The organism is Streptomyces cucumeris (assembly GCF_024295805.1).
In the GTDB taxonomy this organism is placed as follows: domain Bacteria; phylum Actinomycetota; class Actinomycetes; order Streptomycetales; family Streptomycetaceae; genus Streptomyces; species Streptomyces cucumeris.
Genome location: NZ_JANCLX010000005.1, coordinates 65,730 through 82,830, shown reverse-complemented (window position 1 = coordinate 82,830; position 17,101 = coordinate 65,730). Strand labels below are relative to the sequence as shown.

The 17,101-nt window shown below is 71.9% G+C and carries 17 protein-coding genes; 9 read left to right on the top strand and 8 right to left on the bottom strand.

All coding sequences use genetic code 11. From position 1 onward, the window contains the following. Positions 1 to 171 precede the first annotated feature (171 nt). The 3 genes from NMK44_RS09260 to NMK44_RS09250 all read left to right on the top strand — a co-directional run bounded on the left by NMK44_RS09260 (position 172) and on the right by NMK44_RS09250 (position 1,278). Complete coding sequence (locus NMK44_RS09260) at positions 172 to 351, top strand: hypothetical protein (RefSeq protein WP_254740310.1); 180 nt, start codon at positions 172 to 174, stop codon at positions 349 to 351. Beyond that, positions 348 to 839 carry a hypothetical protein gene (locus NMK44_RS09255; protein ID WP_254740308.1) on the top strand — a complete coding sequence of 164 codons (492 nt, stop codon included), beginning with the start codon at positions 348 to 350 and terminating at the stop codon, positions 837 to 839. Before NMK44_RS09260 ends, NMK44_RS09255 begins: the two co-directional genes overlap by 4 nt. Positions 840 to 900: 61 nt before the next feature. Beyond that, positions 901 to 1,278 (top strand): hypothetical protein, encoded by a 378-nt coding sequence (locus NMK44_RS09250; RefSeq protein ID WP_254740306.1) that lies wholly within the window; start codon positions 901 to 903, stop codon positions 1,276 to 1,278. A 21-nt stretch (positions 1,279 to 1,299) separates the two neighbouring features. Here the strand turns inward: NMK44_RS09250 and NMK44_RS09245 are convergent, their stop codons facing one another. From NMK44_RS09245 to NMK44_RS09230, 4 genes are all read right to left on the bottom strand, one after another. Further along, on the bottom strand, positions 1,300 to 1,722 hold the full coding sequence (locus NMK44_RS09245) for a Fur family transcriptional regulator (protein WP_254740304.1): 423 nt from the start codon (positions 1,720 to 1,722) through the stop codon (positions 1,300 to 1,302). 73 nt (positions 1,723 to 1,795) lie between these two features. Beyond that, positions 1,796 to 2,668, bottom strand: a complete 873-nt coding sequence (locus NMK44_RS09240; protein ID WP_254740302.1) for a metal ABC transporter permease — start codon at positions 2,666 to 2,668, stop codon at positions 1,796 to 1,798. A gap of 1 nt (position 2,669) precedes the next feature. After that, positions 2,670 to 3,497, bottom strand: coding sequence for a metal ABC transporter ATP-binding protein (locus tag NMK44_RS09235; protein WP_254740300.1), 828 nt, complete (start codon positions 3,495 to 3,497; stop codon positions 2,670 to 2,672). A gap of 20 nt (positions 3,498 to 3,517) precedes the next feature. Further along, positions 3,518 to 4,537, bottom strand: coding sequence for a metal ABC transporter substrate-binding protein (locus NMK44_RS09230; RefSeq protein WP_254740298.1), 1,020 nt, complete (start codon positions 4,535 to 4,537; stop codon positions 3,518 to 3,520). A 152-nt stretch (positions 4,538 to 4,689) separates the two neighbouring features. On the opposite strand from NMK44_RS09230, the gene NMK44_RS09225 reads away from it, so the two are divergent. Next, positions 4,690 to 6,072 carry a glycine--tRNA ligase gene (locus tag NMK44_RS09225; RefSeq protein ID WP_254740296.1) on the top strand — a complete coding sequence of 461 codons (1,383 nt, stop codon included), beginning with the start codon at positions 4,690 to 4,692 and terminating at the stop codon, positions 6,070 to 6,072. A gap of 132 nt (positions 6,073 to 6,204) precedes the next feature. Continuing rightward, positions 6,205 to 6,498: a hypothetical protein gene (locus tag NMK44_RS09220; RefSeq protein WP_254740295.1), complete on the top strand. Its 294-nt coding sequence runs from the start codon at positions 6,205 to 6,207 to the stop codon at positions 6,496 to 6,498. Between the two features lie 19 nt (positions 6,499 to 6,517). Here NMK44_RS09220 and NMK44_RS09215 read toward each other — a convergent pair whose 3' ends face one another. The 3 genes from NMK44_RS09215 to NMK44_RS09205 form a co-directional block, all read right to left on the bottom strand. Further along, on the bottom strand, positions 6,518 to 7,114 hold the full coding sequence (locus NMK44_RS09215) for a TetR/AcrR family transcriptional regulator (protein WP_254740294.1): 597 nt from the start codon (positions 7,112 to 7,114) through the stop codon (positions 6,518 to 6,520). Between the two features lie 8 nt (positions 7,115 to 7,122). After that, a complete protein-coding gene (locus NMK44_RS09210) occupies positions 7,123 to 8,142 on the bottom strand; it encodes an aldo/keto reductase (protein WP_254740293.1) in 1,020 nt (339 codons plus the stop codon). A 165-nt stretch (positions 8,143 to 8,307) separates the two neighbouring features. Continuing rightward, positions 8,308 to 9,711, bottom strand: coding sequence for an MFS transporter (locus NMK44_RS09205; protein ID WP_254740822.1), 1,404 nt, complete (start codon positions 9,709 to 9,711; stop codon positions 8,308 to 8,310). 158 nt (positions 9,712 to 9,869) lie between these two features. On the opposite strand from NMK44_RS09205, the gene NMK44_RS09200 reads away from it, so the two are divergent. Then, a complete protein-coding gene (locus NMK44_RS09200) occupies positions 9,870 to 10,745 on the top strand; it encodes a helix-turn-helix transcriptional regulator (RefSeq protein ID WP_254740292.1) in 876 nt (291 codons plus the stop codon). A gap of 22 nt (positions 10,746 to 10,767) precedes the next feature. On the opposite strand, the gene NMK44_RS09195 is transcribed toward NMK44_RS09200, so the two are convergent. Continuing rightward, on the bottom strand, positions 10,768 to 12,255 hold the full coding sequence (locus tag NMK44_RS09195) for an MFS transporter (protein ID WP_254740290.1): 1,488 nt from the start codon (positions 12,253 to 12,255) through the stop codon (positions 10,768 to 10,770). A gap of 123 nt (positions 12,256 to 12,378) precedes the next feature. On the opposite strand from NMK44_RS09195, the gene dusB reads away from it, so the two are divergent. From dusB to NMK44_RS09180, 3 genes are all read left to right on the top strand, one after another. Further along, on the top strand, positions 12,379 to 13,518 hold the full coding sequence (dusB, locus tag NMK44_RS09190) for a tRNA dihydrouridine synthase DusB (protein ID WP_254740288.1): 1,140 nt from the start codon (positions 12,379 to 12,381) through the stop codon (positions 13,516 to 13,518). Between the two features lie 97 nt (positions 13,519 to 13,615). Continuing rightward, a complete protein-coding gene (locus tag NMK44_RS42420) occupies positions 13,616 to 14,854 on the top strand; it encodes a hypothetical protein (protein ID WP_254740286.1) in 1,239 nt (412 codons plus the stop codon). Then, on the top strand, positions 14,851 to 17,091 hold the full coding sequence (locus tag NMK44_RS09180) for a VMAP-C domain-containing protein (RefSeq protein ID WP_254740284.1): 2,241 nt from the start codon (positions 14,851 to 14,853) through the stop codon (positions 17,089 to 17,091). Before NMK44_RS42420 ends, NMK44_RS09180 begins: the two co-directional genes overlap by 4 nt. Positions 17,092 to 17,101 lie beyond the last annotated feature (10 nt).

Below are 17,101 nucleotides of genomic sequence, written 5' to 3'. Positions count from 1 at the left end.
ACTGCTGCTGTGGGTAAGCGATGGGAGCCTGTCGGCTTTGGAGTACTCCTGGTATACGGACGAAGCGCCAGTGAAACTGCCTGACCCACACGACGTGACCGTTGCGGTGGAGCAGTAATTGGCGGCCACCTTCTGGTGTTTGGACCCCGCCGGTGCTGGTTGGACCGCTCCGTGATCAGTGACCTGTACGACCGGGGCGTCCGTGCCGGAGACCTCACCTCGTCGGATGCGCATCCCTTCACGCCCTGGGACGCCACCAAGGGCGAAACCCTCGACAGGATCCGGTCGGAGATGGCGAAGCTCCCGGGGCTCCCGGACTCCGGGGACATCTGCTGGTTCACGGTGCCGTGAACGGCGTGGAGTTCATGGCCGGTGTCGTGGCCACCGGGCGTATCCATGGTCTGGGGATCGGGGCGAGCCTCGATGATGCCGATCGGGCGTTGAGCGTGGACTGCATCGATGTGATCGATGAGGAGTGCGGAACGCTCCGACGGGACTACGGCTTCGTGGAGCTGTACTTCTCCGGGGCACCGGGGGAGTGGGCCATGACCGGCGGGGCGGTGGCACTGCATCGGCTGATGGGGGATGCCCACGGCATGGCGGAGGAATGGGCGCGGTGCACCGGGGTGGTCTTCTCTGGCTCCTGTACCTGGGAGGCGCTGCGGGAAGAGCTCGGATCCCTTCCGGAGCCGCCCGGGCTCGAACTCCTCCGCCAGGGCGGCCACCTGGAATACCGGGCCGCTGGGACCAAGGTCTCAGTCCTGGTCGTCGATGATCAGGAGGAGGGCGGCGCGTGCTGTCCTCGATACGGGGACGTGTGGAGTGTGAGCCTCGGATGATCCGCGCGAGCTTCTCCGTACGGCCGGCCAGGGCGAGCCGAGCGGGTTCGATCTCGGGGACATGGAGTGGGCCGGTGACTTCGGGTGGATCAGTTCCCAGGGGCATGTCCCCGACCAGGGGATGATGATCTACCTCTCGGTGTCACTGCTCCTGGACCAGTTGCGCGGCTTCCTCGACGGCTCCACGAAGGTGCTGTCGTACCACGGCATCGACACGTCCTTCGGCCTCGTCTTCCGGCGAGGGAAGCAGGGCATCTCCGTTGGCCCGCGGACCGGGCGCGGAGTGATCGCCCGTGTCGGGCGGGACGCGCTCGGGGAGGCCGTGCTGTGCGCCGCCGACGAGCTGGCGGAGTCGCGGCTGGGCGGGGTCGACGAGGGGGACGCGGGGCGGGCGGATTACCTCGCCTCGCTGAGGGAGTTGCGGGCGGCCGTGGGGTGAGGACGGACGGCCGCCCGGGGGTCAGGCGTCGGACGAGGCCGCCGCGCAGTCCCCGCAGGTGCCGAAGATCTCGATCGTGTGGGCGACGTCCACGAAGCCGTGCTCGGCGGCGATCGCGTCGGCCCATTTCTCCACGGCCGGGCCCTCCACCTCGACCGCCTTGCCGCAGGAGCGGCAGACCAGGTGGTGGTGGTGCTCATCGCTGTTGCACCGGCGGTAGACCGCCTCGCCCTCCGTCGTGCGCAGCACGTCGACCTCGCCGGCGTCGGCGAGGGACTGGAGGGTGCGGTAGACCGTGGTCAGGCCGACCGAGTCGCCGCGGTGCTTCAGCATGTCGTGGAGTTCCTGCGCACTGCGGAACTCGTCCACCTCGTCCAGCGCCGCCGCCACCGCGGCGCGCTGCCTGGTGGACCGGCCGCGTACTGGGGGACCCGCGGTCGCCACAGCTGCCTCCTCAACCTCGCACGCTCCGTCGCCTTTGCCCGGCCATTGTGCCAGCTAACGGAGCGGGCACGGACTAGACGAGTACATCGTCCCTCAGGGTGCACCTCTCCTCGGCCGCCGCGGCCCTCCGGGCGCGGGATTTCGCCAAGGGCGCGGCCAGGGCCGTGATCACGGCGAAAACGCCGATGGCGAGGACGACGATGCTCGCGCCCGGGGGGACGTTCTCGTAGAACGAGAACACCGTGCCGGACAGAGTGACCACCACTCCGATCGAGACCGCGAGGGCCAGTGTCATCGCGAATCCGCGGGTGGCCTGCTGGGCGGCGGCGACCGGGACCACCATCAGGGCGCTGACCAGCAGCAGGCCCACGACGCGCATGGCGACGGTGACGGTGACGGCCGCGGTGACGGCCAGCAGCAGATTGAGGGTGCGCACCGGCAGCCCGGTGACCCGGGCGAACTCCTCGTCCTGGCAGACGGCGAAGAGCTGGCGGCGCAGCCCCAGGGTGATCAGCATGACGAACCCGGCCAGCAGGCTGATCACCACCACGTCCTGCTGCGAGACCGTGGTGATCGAACCGAAGAGGTACGTGGTGAGGTTGGCGTTGGAGCCGTTCGGCGAGAGGTTGATCAGCAGCACACCGCCCGCCATCCCGCCGTAGAAGAGCATCGCGAGCGCGAGATCGCCGCGGGTCTTGCCGTACCAGCGGATCAGTTCCATGAGGACGGCGCCGAGGGCGGAGACCGCGATGGCGGTCCAGACCGGATTGGTGCCGGTCAGGAAGCCGAGGGCGACACCGGTGAGCGCGACATGGCCGATACCGTCGCCCATGATGGCCTGGCGGCGCTGGACGAGGTAGATGCCGACGGCGGGCGCGGTGATGCCGACGAGGACGGCGGCGAGCAGCGCCCGCTGCATGAAGGGGTAGGTCAGGAGCTCGAGCATGTCAGGTCAGCAACCCTGTCCGGATCGGTTCGGCGTCGGGCGCCGCATGGGGGTGGACGTGGTCATGGCCGGGCAGCGCGTGCTGGCCGACGGCCTTGGGCGGCGGGCCGTCGTGGACCACACAGCCGTCGCGGAGCACCACCGCGCGGTCGATCAGCGGCTCCAGCGGGCCGAGCTCATGCAGGACCAGCAGCACCGTGGCGCCGCCGGCCACCTGCTCGCGCAGGGTCCCGGCCAGGACCTCCTGGCTGGCGAGGTCGACCCCGGCCATCGGCTCGTCCATGATCAGCAGTTCGGGTTCACCGGCCAGCGCTCGGGCGATCAGCACCCGCTGGTGCTGGCCGCCGGAGAGGGCGCCCACCGGGTCCTTGGCGCGGTCGGCCATGCCCACCAGCTCCAGTGCCCGCTGGACGGCCGCGCGGTCGGCCTTGCGCGGCGGGGCGAGCCTGCGGCGGGCCAGCCGCCCCGCGGAGACGACCTCGCGGACGGTCGCGGGGACACCGCTGGCGGCGGTGGTGCGCTGCGGTACGTAGCCGATCCGGGCCCAGTCGCGGAAGCGGCGGCCGGGGGTGCCGAAGAGGGCCAGCTCTCCGCCGCTGAGCGGCACCTGTCCGACGACGGAGCGGACCGCGGTGGACTTGCCCGAGCCGTTGGCGCCGAGCAGCGCCACGACCTCGCCGCGGTGCACGGACAGATCGACACCGCGCAGCACCGGGCGCCCACCGAGGGAGGCGGTGGCTCCGCGCAGGGATATGACCGGATCCGGATGCGACGCCGGACGCGGAGCCGCGGCGGGCGCCGGGACCGGGGTGCGGGGTTCCTCGGGCATGGATTCCTCCGTCACATGGCTCATACGGCGCCCAGGGCCTTCCGCAGGGACGCGAGATTGGCTCGCATGACCTGCAGGTAGTCATCGCCCCTGGACTTCGTGCCGATGCCCTCGAGGGGATCGAGCACATCGGTTTTCAGGTGGAGATCGTCCGCGAGGGTCCTGGCCGTCCGGTCGCTGACGAGGGCCTCGAAGAAGACCGTGCGGACCTTGTCCTTCTTGACGATCGAGTGCAGTTCGCGCATCCGGGCCGGGCTGGGCTCGGACTCGGGGTCGAGGCCGGCGATGGACTCCTGGTGCAGTCCGTAGCGTTCGGAGAGGTAGCCGAAGGCGGAGTGGGTGGTGACGAAGGTGTCCGTGGTGCGGCCCTTCAGGCCGGTGCGGAAGTCCTTGTCGAGGGTGTTCAGCTCCTTGACCAGGGCCGTGGTGTTCTTCTTGTAGAAGGCGGCGTGGTCGGGGTCGGCCTTCTCCAGGGCCTTGCCGACACCTTCGGCGACCTCGGCGTAGCGCACCGGGTCCAGCCAGACATGGGGGTCGGCCCCGGCGTCACCGGCGTGCGCCTCGTGGCCTTCGTCACCCCCGTGCTCCTCGTGGCCCGCCTCTTCCTCGTGGCCCTCGCCGCCGTGGTCCTCGCCCCCGTGGTCGTGGCCGTCCACCTCCGTGCCGTGGTTCTCCAGCGTGGTGTACGACGCGGCGTCGGCCACCTGACGGGGCTCGGCCTGGCCGATGGCCCGGTCCACGGCGGGCTGGAGCCCCTTGAGGTAGACCACGAGACCGGCCTTGCTGAGTGTCGCCGTCTGCTGCGGACTGATGTCGAGGTCGTGCGGTTCCACGCCCGGTTTGGTCAGCGTGGACACATTGATCTTGTTTCCGCCGATCCGCTCGGCCAGGAACTGCAGAGGGTAGAACGACGCCACCACATCCAGCTTGCCGTCCGTCCTTCCGTCTCCGGGACTGAAGGAGCAGGCTGTGAGCGTGGTCAGACCCAGTGCCATGGCCCCGACCAGGGCTGTAGCAGGGCTCGAGCGGCGTATGTTCATGACTCCCATTTTCAACAAAGTTGGAAATGATTGTCAACAAAGCGGTTCCTGTCGATCACTTCGCCAACCGATTTGATCCCAGGGGTGCCGCCGCCGGTAACCTGAAGCATTCGCTTCGTCGTCCTCAATGTCGTCACAATGAAGAGAGCACCGTGGCCGCCGACAAGATCGACACCATCGTCAGCCTGAGCAAGCGCCGTGGCTTCGTCTACCCGTGCAGCGAGATCTACGGCGGCCAGCGCGCCGCCTGGGACTACGGACCGCTCGGCGTGGAGCTCAAGGAGAACATCAAGCGCCAGTGGTGGCGCTCCATGGTCACCTCGCGCGACGACGTCGTCGGACTCGACTCGTCCGTGATCCTGGCCCGTGAGGTCTGGGAGGCGTCCGGCCACGTCGCCACCTTCACGGACCCGCTCACCGAGTGCACCTCCTGCCACAAGCGGTTCCGCGCGGACCACCTGGAGGAGGCGTACGAGGCCAAGCACGGCAAGCTCCCCGAGAACGGCCTCGCGGACGTGAACTGCCCGCACTGCGGCAACAAGGGCAGCTTCACCGAGCCCAAGCAGTTCTCCGGGCTGCTCTCCACCCACCTCGGTCCGACCCAGGACTCCGGTTCGGTGGCCTATCTGCGCCCCGAGACCGCGCAGGGCATCTTCACCAACTTCCTCGCGGTGCAGCAGACCTCGCGCCGTAAGCCGCCGTTCGGTATCGCGCAGGTCGGCAAGTCCTTCCGGAACGAGATCACCCCGGGCAACTTCATCTTCCGGACCCGCGAGTTCGAGCAGATGGAGATGGAGTTCTTCGTCAAGCCGGGCGAGGACGAGACCTGGCACGAGTACTGGATGGAGCAGCGCTGGAACTGGTACCGGGACCTCGGCATCCAGGAAGCGAACATCCGCTGGTTCGAGCACCCGAAGGAGAAGCTCTCCCACTACTCCAAGCGCACCGCCGACATCGAGTACCGCTTCAGCTTCGGCGGCTCGGAGTGGGGTGAGCTGGAGGGCGTGGCCAACCGCACCGACTACGACCTCAAGTCGCACTCCAAGGCGTCCGGCCAGGACCTGTCGTACTTCGACCAGGAGGCCGGCGAGCGCTGGACCCCGTACGTCATCGAGCCCGCGGCGGGCGTGGGCCGCGCGATGCTGGCCTTCATGCTCGACGCCTACGTCGAGGACGAGGCGCCCAACGCCAAGGGCAAGATGGAGAAGCGCACCGTGATGCGGCTCGACCCGCGGCTGGCGCCGGTCAAGGTCGCGGTGCTGCCGCTGTCCCGCAACCCGCAGCTCTCCCCGAAGGCCAAGGGGCTCGCCACGGACCTGCGCAAGCACTGGAACATCGAGTTCGACGACGCGGGCGCCATCGGCCGCCGCTACCGCCGTCAGGACGAGATCGGCACGCCCTTCTGCGTCACCGTCGACTTCGACACCCTCGACGACAACGCGGTCACCGTGCGCGAGCGCGACACCATGAAGCAGGAGCGGGTCTCGCTCGACCAGATCCAGTCCTACCTGGGCGGCCGTCTCATCGGCTGCTGACCGGCGCTTTTCGGCGGCGGACACCGAAACGGCACGACGGGCTCCGGCACCGCGGACGAACTCCCGCGGCGCCGGAGCCCGTCGGCTCGGCAGGAACGGTCAGGAACGGGGGGTCCACACATCGTGCGAGGCGTGACGCACCGCATCACCGCCGCCCGCGAGGACGGCACCGACTTCGAGGTGGCCTACGGCTACGGCCGGGGCCGCAGACGCCTGCTCGGCTGCCGCCACTGCGACTGGCGGGAGCGCACCACCCAGGGCGAGGCGCGGCACCAGGGCCTGGACCACCTCGCCCAGGCCCACGGTGCCCTGGGCTCCCCCCGGATGACCGCCGACCCGCCCGCGCGCCGTCAGACCGTGCTGATCATGCTGGCATGTGTCGCGGTGGCGGCGGTCGTGGTGTGGTGGGCGGCGTCCCAGGGGTGACGGCCGTCCCGGACCGCCCCTACGGCACGGCCTGGGCGCGCAGACCGTTCAGCAGCAGGTCGCAGACGGCCCCGAAGGCCGTCTCCACCTGGGGATCGGACCACTCCGCCGCGTAGACCGGGTCGTGGAAGCGGCCGGTGGCGTCCCACAGGGCGCGGGCCGTGCGGTGCGCGTCCCGGGGGGCGAACTCACCACGGGCGACACCGCTTTCGACGATCGTGGCGAGCTGGCCGGTCATCGTCTCGATATGGCGCGCGACGGTGGCGCTGTTCTCGGCGGCCAGGGCCAGATAGGTGGCGAACAGCTCCGGATCGTCGCCCGCCTTGCGGCGCTTGGCGGCGAACAGGGCACTCAGCCAGTCGCGGAGCCGCTCGGCCGCCGGGGCCCCGGCGCGGCTGATGGCGGAGAGCTGGTCGTGCGCCTGGTCCAGCCAGCGCTCGGTGACCGCCTCGCGCAGCGCCGCCTTGGTGCGGAAGTGGCGGTAGACGCTGCCGTGGCTGACCCCCAGGGCGCGGGCCACGTCCACCACGGTGGCCTTGGCCGGGCCGTAGCGTCGCAGCACCTCCTCGGTGGCTTCGAGGATGCGGTCGGGGGTCAGGGGCGTCTCGGGCGGCATCGGGTCCCTTACTTCTTCTCGCTGTCGAGGTGGCCCATCTGGCTCTCCGGGTAGCGGGCCCCGGCGGCGGCCCCGGCCGGGACGGCCTCCTCGATGGCGTCCAGATCGTCGGCGTCGAGCGTAACGTCAAGCGCTCCCAGCGCCTCCGCCAGCCGGTCGCGGCGGCGGGCGCCGACCAGCGGTACGACGGCCGCGGCATGGCGCGGTCCCTGGGCGAGCACCCAGGCGATGGCGGTCTGGGCGACACTGACGCCCTTGCCCTCGGCGACCTTGCGGAGCGCCTCGACGAGGGCGAGGTTGCGCTCCAGGTTCTCCCCGCTGAAGCGCGGGCTCATCCCGCGGAAGTCGCCCGCGGCCAGGGTGCGGTCGGCGCTCCAGTGACCGCTGATCAGCCCGCGGGAGAGCACCCCGTAGGCGGTGATGCCGATGCCCAGCTCACGGCAGACGGGCAGGATCTCCTCCTCGATACCGCGGGAGATCAGGGAGTACTCGATCTGGAGGTCGGCGATCGGGGCCACGGCCGCGGCCCGGCGGATGGTCTCCGGGCCCGCCTCGGAGAGTCCGATGTACCGGACGTGACCGGCCTGGACCAGCTCCGCGATGGCGCCGACGGTCTCCTCGATGGGCACGTCCGGGTCGACCCGGGCGATCCGGTAGATGTCGATGTGGTCGGTGCCCAGCCGCTGGAGCGAGTAGGCGGCGAAGTTCCGGACGGCGGCGGGACGGCCGTCGTAACCGGACCAGCCGCCGTCCGGGTCGCGCAGGGCGCCGAACTTCAGGCTGGTCCGGGCGCGTTCGCGCTGCGCGGCGGGGGCGGTGCGCAGGGCCTCGTTGATGAGCAGCTCGTTGTGGCCCATGCCGTAGAAGTCGCCGGTGTCGAGCAGGGTGATCCCGGCGTCGAGCGCGGCGTGGACGGTGGCGATGGATTCGGCGCGGTCGACATCGCCGTAGAGGGCGGACATGCCCATGCAGCCGAGGCCGAGGGCGGAGACCTGGGGACCGGCGGTGCCGAGGGTGCGGATCTGCACGGTGGTGCTCCTTGGGGACGGAGGATTCGGGACGGGGGGGCGATTTCCGGGTACCCGGAGGCCGGGCACCCGGGAAGAGTGACATATGCACTGACAGATTTCAATATCTGTCAGTGCATGGCGGTCACCGATGACCGTCACCCGTCGCGATCGCACCCGCCCGTGTCAGACCACCGCCCTCGGCAGCCGCAGGCTCAGCAGCGCGGTCACCGCGACCGTCGCGAGCTGGGCCGTGAGCGTGATCACCAGCGCGTCCCCCATGCCCGGCGACGACGCCAGGGAGAGGAAGAGCGTGCCCAGCGTCGCCACACCCAGGGCCAGCGCCGACTGCTGGGTGGTGACCATCACGCCACCGCCCACCCCGGCCCGTTCGGTCGGTACGTCGGCCAGCACGATCCGGAACAGCAGCGGCAGTTGGAGCCCCTGTCCGAAGCCCGCGAGGGCGACACCCGGCAGCAGCTCCAGGAGCGAGACGTCCGGCCAGTCGCGCCCGACGGCCAGCATCAGCAGTGCGATCCCCACCGCCTGCACCCCGCCGCCGGCGGTGACCACGCGGCTGCCGTACCGGCTCACCAGCCGCGGCCCCATCAGGGAGGCCACGAAGAACGCGGTGGCCATCGGCGCCAGCGCCATGCCCGCCGCCACCGGCCCGTAGTGCAGCCCCTGTTGCAGTGCCACCGCGATGACGAACATGAAGCCGCCGAAACCGATCGAGAACGACAGCACCATCGGCAGTCCGCGGCGCAGCCCGCGCAGCGCGAACAGGCTCGGCGGCAGCAGCGGCGTCCGGCCGGCCCGGTCGGCCCGCCGCTCCACCACGTAGAACGCGGCCGCGGCGAACGGGAAGACGCCGAGCAGCAGCCAGGTCCACAGCGGCCAGCCCGCCGCCCGTCCCTCGGTGAGCGGCACCATCAGCGTGATCAGGCTGACGGCCAGCAGGACGGTGCCGGGGACGTCCACCGGCGCGGGCCGCTCCGAGCGGGTCTCCGGCACGAAGCGCACGGCGAGCGCCAGGCCGAGCAGCGCGACCGGCACGTTCACCAGGAAGACCGCGCGCCAGCCGGTGCCCGCGATGTCCGCGGCCACCAGCACCCCGCCCAGGATCTGTCCCGCGACCATCGACAGGCCCGCCGTGGCGCCGTACATGGACAGCGCGCGGGCGCGGCGGGTGCCGGTGGTGGAGGAGTGGATCGTGGCGAGCACCTGCGGGAGCATCAGCGCGGACGCGGCGCCCTGTGCCACCCGCGCGGCCACCAGGCTCCAGGCGTCCGGCGCCAGACCGCAGGCCAGCGAGGTCAGTCCGAAGGCCGCCATCCCGGCCAGGAAGAGCCTGCGCCGTCCGAAGGTGTCGCCCAGCCGCCCGCCGAGGACCAGCAGGACGGCGTAGGCGACGCCGTATCCGGCGACGACGAGCTCCAGTACGGCCGGACCCGCGTGCAGATCGCGGTCCATGGTGGGCAGCGCGACGTTGACGATAAAGAAGTCGATCAGTGGGAGCGCCGCCCCCAGCAGTACGGTGAACAGCCCCATCGGGGTCAGCGGCCCTCCGGCGGCCGTGGCCCGTGCCATGGCCCGGGGAGCGGTCCGGGGAGCGGCGGTCCGGGTGCGTATCTCGGTATCGGTCACGGATACGACGATCGCCGTCCGCTGAGACGGGTACCAGATTGTCTTTATCCTGGTAGTGGCAGTACCTGGCAACTGGCTGAGCCGCACGGCACCCTGGAGCCATGAGCACAGTGGTGCGGGAGACCGCGACCGGCAGCGGGGACGGGATACGACGCGGTGAACTGGCCGCCTTCCTGCGCAGCAGACGTGAGCGGATCACCCCCGAGCAGGTGGGGCTGGTGCGCGGGCGCCGCAGGCGCACCCCCGGGCTGCGCCGCGAGGAGGTCGCCCATCTCTCCACGGTGGGCGTCACCTGGTACACCTGGCTGGAACAGGCCCGTGACATCCATGTCTCCGCGCAGGTCCTGGACGCCATCGCCCGTGCGCTGCTGCTGGACCGCAGTGAGCGCGCCCATCTCTTCGCGCTGGCCGGGGCCGCCGATCCGACGCCCGCCAGTGAGTGCTCCGGGGTGTCGCCCGCGCTCCAGGCGATGCTGGACCAACTGGAGCCGTTCCCGGCGTGCGTCCAGAACAGCCGGTTCGATCTGCTCGCCTACAACAGCACCTACCGGCTGATGCTGTGCGACCTGGACCAGGTGCCGCCGGAGGACCGCAACTGCCTGTGGCTGGCCTTCACCCACGAGGGCTGGCGGAGCAGTCTGGTGGAGCGGGACGAGGTGATCCGGAGCATGGCGGCCAAGTTCCGGGCCGCGATGGCCGGGCATGTCGCGGAGCCCGCCTGGAAGGCGCTGGTGAAGCGGCTGGAGGACGCCTCACCGGAGTTCCGGGAGATCTGGGCGCGGCATGAGGTGCTGCGTCCCTCCGACAAGGTCAAGCTCTTCCGGCAGGCGCGGGTGGGGATACTGCGGCTGTCCGCCACCAGTCTGTGGACCGGCCCGAACCAGGGGCCCAAGCTGCTCACCTACAGTCCGGCCGACGCCGAGACCCGGGAGCGCCTGGAGCGGCTCCGGGAGCTGGCGTCGGCCCCCGCCGTCTGAGGCCGCCGTCCGGCGGCGGGTGTCACCGCCGTGAACGGGCCGAGGTCTGCCCCGTCGGAGCCCCCTCCTCGAAGAGGGCGGCGGCGTGCCGGGTGGTGCCCTCGGCCCAGCGACCGGTGGTCACCACCCCCAGCAGCAGGATCAGGGCACCGCATCCGGCGATGATCCACCATGCGGGCCGGGCGGCCGCCACGAACTCCGCTGCCGCCCGTGCCGGGGCCGCGTGCCCCGCCGTGGCCGCCGCCGAGGCGGCACCCGTCGCCAGTACCGCGCCGATGACCGCGACCCCCAGCGAGGTGCCGACCTGGCGGCTGGTGGAGGCCACGGCGGCGGCCACCCCGGCCTGGGAGCGGGGCATCCCGGAGACCGCCGTATTGGTGATCGGGGCGTTGACCAGGCCGAAGCCGATACCGAAGAGCACGAAGCCGAGCAGCAGCAGGGCATCGGTGGCCTCGGCGTCGAAGACCGCGAAGAGCACCCCGCTGGCCGTTGTCGTCACCCCGGCCAGCACCAGGGGCAGCCGGGGCCCGTAGGTGCCGACCAGGCGTCCCGACAGCGGGGCGCAGAGGAAACACATCAGCGCCATCGGCAGGATCCACAGTCCGGCGCCCAGCGCGCTCAGCCCGCGCACGTCCTGGAGGTAGAGCGTGTTCATGAAGAGGAAGCCGCCGAACGCCGCGAACGCGCTCACCGCGACCACCGTGGCCCCGCTGAACGGCGCGCTGTGGAAGAACCGCACATCGATCAGCGGCTCGGTGCGCCGCCGCTCGTAGTGGATCAGCCCGGCCAGCGCGGCGGCGGAGAGCGCGGCGCAGGTCAGGATCAGCGGGGAGCTCCAGCCCCGGTTCGGCGCCTCGATGATCGCGTAGGTGAGGAGGCCGAGGACGGCGATGACCAGCACCTGGCCGACCGGATCGGCCCGGCGCGGGGTGGGGGCACGGGACTCCGGTACATAGCGCACGGTCAGCACCAGGGCCGCGATCCCGAGCGGAAGGTTTATCCAGAAGATCGAACGCCAGCCGACCGACTCCACCATCAGTCCGCCGATGATCGGTCCCGCGGCCATGCTGATGCCGACCACACCGCCCCACGCCCCGATCGCGCGGGCCCGCTCCCGGGGCTCGGTGAAGGTGTTGGTGATGATCGACATGGCGACCGGATTGAGCATCGAACCGCCCACCGCCTGCACCATCCGGAAGCCGACCAGCGCCCCCAGACTGGGCGCGAGACTGCACAGCGCCGAGCCGACGGTGAAGATCACCAGCCCGGCCTGGAAGGTGCGCCGCCGCCCCACCCGGTCCGCCGTGGAGCCCGCGAGCATCAGCAGCGAGGCCAGGACCAGGGTGTAGGCGTCGATCGTCCACTGCATCCCGGAGACGGAGGCGTGCAGATCGCCCCGCATCGAGGGCAGCGCGACATTGAGGACGGTGTTGTCGAGACTGACGAGCAGCAGGCTCATACAGCAGATGGCCAGTACGAGCATCCGGCGGCGGTGGCTCAGCTCACCCATGGTTGAACGTTACATCGATACCGTCGGGGGGATGGGTGCGCCGCCCCGCGGGTGCGGGACAATAAGAGGTCCGGCCCGCCCGGCCCCTGCCGTACCCGCTGTCGTACCCGAGGAAGCCCACCCATGACCCAGCCGCAGTTGCAGTTCGGACCGCATACGGTCCAGCCACCGGTCGTGCTCGCACCGATGGCCGGGATCACCAACGCGCCGTTCCGCACCCTGTGCCGGGAGTTCTCGGGCGGCAAGGGTCTTTTCGTCAGCGAGATGATCACCACCCGGGCGCTGGTCGAACGGGACGCCAAGACCATGCGGCTGATCCACTTCGACGGCACCGAGAAGCCGCGTTCGATCCAGCTCTACGGGGTGGACCCGGTGACCGTCGGCAAGGCCGTCCGCATGATCGTGGCCGAGGACCTGGCCGATCACATCGATCTCAACTTCGGCTGTCCGGTGCCCAAGGTCACCCGCAAGGGCGGTGGCTCCGCGCTGCCGTTCAAGCGCCATCTGCTGCGCGCGATCCTGCGCGAGGCGGTCTCCGGCGCGGGCTCGCTCCCGGTGACCATGAAGATGCGCAAGGGCATCGACGACGATCACATCACCTACCTCGACGCGGGCCGGATCGCCGTCGAGGAGGGCGTCACCGCCATCGCGCTGCACGGGCGCACCGCCGCCCAGCACTACGGCGGCACGGCCGACTGGGACGCCATCGCGCGGCTGAAGGAGGCCGTCCCCGAGATCCCGGTGCTGGGCAACGGCGACATCTGGTCCGCCGACGACGCGATGCGGATGATGCGCGAGACCGGCTGTGACGGTGTGGTCGTCGGCCGCGGCTGTCTGGGGCGGCCCTGGCTCTTCGGCGACCTGGTGGCCGCCTTCGAGCCGGACGGCGGCGCCGGGTACGCCCGGCCCACCCTCAAGGAGGTCGCGGCCGTGATGCTGCGCCACGCCGAGCTGCTCGCCCAGTGGCTGGAGGACGAGGAGCGCGGCGTGATCGACTTCCGTAAGCACGTCGCCTGGTACACCAAGGGCTTCTCGGTCGGCTCCGAGATGCGCAAGAAGCTGGCCATCGCCTCCTCGCTGGCCGAACTGGACGCCCTGCTCGGCGAACTCGACCTGGACCAGCCCTGGCCCCCCGGCGCCGACGGCCCGCGCGGCCGCACCTCCGGCCGCAACCGCGTGGTCCTCCCGGACGGCTGGCTGAACGACCCCTGGGACCGGGCCGGGGTGGGCGAGGACGCGGAGCTGGACACCTCGGGCGGCTGAGCCGTCGGCCCCGGCGGGTCCGCCACTTCACGTGACCGCCCGGTGATCGCGCGTTAAAGTTGAAGGCGCGCAACCGCGGTGGGGATCGGGGGGATCGGTGACGGGCGTCGTCTTCGTCCATGGCACGGGGGTCCGGGCCGCCTCCTACGACAAGAGCTTCGCGCGCGTGCGCGACGGACTGGAGCGGGTGCGTCCCGACGTCCGTGCGGTCCGCTGCTTCTGGGGTGAGGAGCACGGCGCCTCCCTCGGGCTCGACGGGGCCTCGGTCCCGGTGCGGACGGGGAACCGCGGCGCCGGGGACCCTGGCCCGGACGACGACGATCCACTGGCCCTGTGGGCCCTGCTGGAGGCCGAACCCCTCGCCGAGCTCTGGGAGTTCACCGAGACGGCGCGCGGCGACGACGGGGACACCGGCTTCGCACCCGGCCGGGTGGACCCCTGGGAGACCGTCGCGGACAAGGTGCGCGCACTGAGCCTGGCCGGGGTCGGGGACACCGCCCGGCCGGGTCTGCGCGGGCTCGTGGCCGACCTCGCCCCGTCCCTGGACGGGGCCGCGGAGCGCGTCGCCGACGAGATCTCCCGTGAGCTGGGCGGCGCTCCGTACACCGAAGGCGTCGGGGCCGTCGCCGCCCGCGCGGTCTACGCCCTGGCCCTGAACTCCGCCGAGACCGCCGGGGACATCGACGCCCTGCTCCCCGTGGACGGCGCCGACCGCGACACCGTCGTCGGCGCCCTCACCGACCAGCTCGGCGGGGCCGACCGCAGCGGGGTCGTCTCCCGCGCCGCCCGCGGTGTCGGCGGCCGGATGCTCAACTCCTATCTGTCACCGCTCTCCTCACTGGCCCGGACGTTCCGCGGCGGGATCACCCGGGGCTCGGTCCCGGCCGGTGGCGACATCCTCCGCTACCAGGCCCGCGGCGCCGGGGTGCGCGCCGCCATCGCCGCCGCGGTGCGGGAGGCCGCCGACGGCGGCGGCCCGGTCGTGCTGCTCGCCCACAGCCTCGGCGGTATCGCCTGCGTCGATCTGCTCGCCGACGCGGCCGGACCGCCGCCCGGGGTGGAGCTGCTGGTGACGGTCGGTTCGCAGGCGCCGTTCCTCTACGAGCTGGACGCCCTCACCTCACTGCGCCGCGGTGCGCCGCTGCCCCCGGCGTTCCCCCGCTGGATCAACGTCTACGACGAGCACGATCTGCTCGGCTTCGTCGGCGGCGAGGTCTTCCCCGGCCGGGTCACCGATCTGCGCGTGACCACCCGTCAGCCGTTCCCGCGCGCCCACACCTCCTACTTCGCCCATCAGCGGCTGTACGACCTGCTGGGCCCGGAGCTGCCGCGGTGAGGGAGCCGGGACACGACTGGCGGCGTACCCACGCGGTGATCGTGGCCGTCGAGCAGTACCGGGGCAGTGACGACTGGACCCTCGACGGCCCGGTCAAGGACGCGCTCGGCATGCGCTCATGGCTGACCGGACTGGGTGTGCCCCCGGCCAACATCCGGCTGCTGGCCTCGCCGAAGGAGGAGAACCGGGCCGCCCTCCAGGAGGCGGACCCCGGCCACCGCGCGGCCGACAGCGGCACCGTCCGCGAGGTCTTCATGGACGAACTGCGCCGGATCGACGCCGACTGGCTGTGGATCTACTGGGCGGGGCACGGGGTTCAGGCGCCGGGCGGACGCTGGAGCCTGCTCTACCCCGAGACGCGCGACACCGATATGCGCGGACTGGACGCGCACAACCTGATGTCGCTGCTGCGCACCGAACATCTGCCCCGGCAGGGCGTGCAGCGGGTGACGGTGGTCATCGACGCCTGCTGGCGGGCGCTGCCCGCACGCGCCCACGAGATGGTGGCCGATCCGGAGAACCTCACCCGCAGGAACGAGGTCAACCGCGACCGCGAGATCTTCTGGATGCGGGCCTGCGGGCCCGGAGCCGTGGCCAAGAACCAGCAGGGCGCCGGGGTGTTCAGCTCGGTGCTGCTGGGGCAGCTCGCGGTGGCCTCCGGCGGTGGGGCCGCCCCGGACCTCGGCCGGGTCTGGCAGGGCGTCCAGGACGAGTTCCGGCGGCTGCACGAGGAGGAGGGGCTGCGGCAGTTCCCCACCGTGCACGTCAGCGACGGGACCAGGGACGGCAGGGAGGTCCCGCTCGGACCACCCGCCCCCACCGGGCCGCCCCTGGACGAACCGGGGCGGCGGGCGCACGGGAAGCTGGCCGCCTCGGTCGCCGGGCTGCTGGCGGCGGAGCCGGGCCGCGCGGCGCGCGTCCTGGTCCGGCTGGCCGAGGAGTTCACCACCGCCCCGCCCGTCACCGAGTCCCCTTCCGCCGGGGAACTGGTCGACTGGGCACTCGCCGAGCACCACGGCGCCGTCACCCTGCTGGACGCGCTCGCCCAGGAGGCGCCCGGCGAACCGGTGCCCGCTCCGGCCCAGGGGGCGTGCCAGGTCCTCCAGCCCGGCCGCTGGCTGCTCCGCGCCGAGTACGACGCCCTGGTGGCCCTGCTGGACCGGCTGACCCCGGACCGGCTGGCCGACTTCGCCGACGCGGCCCGCGCCGAGCTCCCCGGGGTGGGGCTGCCGCCCGCCGCCCCCGGACCGCTGGCCGACGCGCTGGAGGAGCTGCTGCGCACCCCGCACCAGCTCCCCCAACTGCTGCGCGCGGTCGAGCGGTTCGCCGCCGCGGAGAGCGAGCCCGGTACCGGCACCGGCACCGGGGCCGGGACCGCGGAGGCGCTGCGGGAGTGGTCGCTGGGGTGCGCGGTGCGGATCGGGCTGGAGGGCGCCCTGCGGGACCGGCGCGCCGAGGCCGAGGAGCGGGCGGCGTCCGCGGACGCCGCCGGAGCCGTGGACGAGCGGGTGCAGATCCGGCTGCACCCCGCGGTCGGCTCCGGGCGGCTGCGGGCCTACGAGGTGTGGGCGCGCCGCGGCGACCGGGTCGAGTCCCTGGCCACGGCGGACACCCCCGCCCCGCTGGAGGAGATACAGCGCGGGGTGGACGAGCTGCTGCGCACCCACGCCCGCAGCCAGGAGACCCTGGTCGAGTTCTTCGTGGCCGCCGCCGATCTCGAACTCGACGTCCACTGCTGGCCGCTGACCACCCCCTTCGAGCGTTCGCTCGGCACCGACTACCCGGTCGTCGTGCGGTGCGGTGAGTTCCGCGCGGAGCAGCGCCATCTGTGGCTGCGGCGCTGGCAGGCGGTCGAGGGGGCGAGCACCGACGATCTGTACCGGCTGCCCGCCCACCTGGTCAGCAGCAAGCATGTCTACGGCGACCTCCAGGCCCGGGAGGACGTGCCCGGCGTGGTGATGACCACCCCGGCGCGCGCCCGCCCGGAGGTGTTCACCGCCTGTCTGTTCGGCGGCGTCCCCGTGCTGGTGTGGCACGGCGCGCATGAACGGGACGGCGCGGAGGCCGAGTTGGAGGCGCTGCTCGGCACCGAAAGTCTGCGCTCGCTGCCCCAGCGGCTGCGTAAACTCCGCTCGGCGAGCGACGCCGACGCCGCCCACCCGGGCAGGCACCTGGCGCTGCTCTGGGACGATCCGCACCGCCCGCTGCCCGGCCCGCTCGACCTGTCGGCCCCCTGACCGCCCCGAG

Bases quoted from the DNA above. Each gene is read 5' to 3' on its own strand.
- NMK44_RS09250 (WP_254740306.1), top strand. From the start codon at position 901: ATGGAGTGGGCCGGTGACTTCGGGTGGATCAGTTCCCAGGGGCATGTC.
- NMK44_RS09240 (WP_254740302.1), bottom strand. From the start codon at position 2,668: ATGCTCGAGCTCCTGACCTACCCCTTCATGCAGCGGGCGCTGCTCGCC.
- NMK44_RS09235 (WP_254740300.1), bottom strand. From the start codon at position 3,497: ATGCCCGAGGAACCCCGCACCCCGGTCCCGGCGCCCGCCGCGGCTCCG.
- NMK44_RS09230 (WP_254740298.1), bottom strand. From the start codon at position 4,537: ATGAACATACGCCGCTCGAGCCCTGCTACAGCCCTGGTCGGGGCCATG.
- NMK44_RS09215 (WP_254740294.1), bottom strand. From the start codon at position 7,114: ATGCCGCCCGAGACGCCCCTGACCCCCGACCGCATCCTCGAAGCCACC.
- NMK44_RS09205 (WP_254740822.1), bottom strand. From the start codon at position 9,711: ATGGCACGGGCCACGGCCGCCGGAGGGCCGCTGACCCCGATGGGGCTG.
- NMK44_RS09200 (WP_254740292.1), top strand. From the start codon at position 9,870: ATGAGCACAGTGGTGCGGGAGACCGCGACCGGCAGCGGGGACGGGATA.
- NMK44_RS09195 (WP_254740290.1), bottom strand. From the start codon at position 12,255: ATGGGTGAGCTGAGCCACCGCCGCCGGATGCTCGTACTGGCCATCTGC.
- dusB (WP_254740288.1), top strand. From the start codon at position 12,379: ATGACCCAGCCGCAGTTGCAGTTCGGACCGCATACGGTCCAGCCACCG.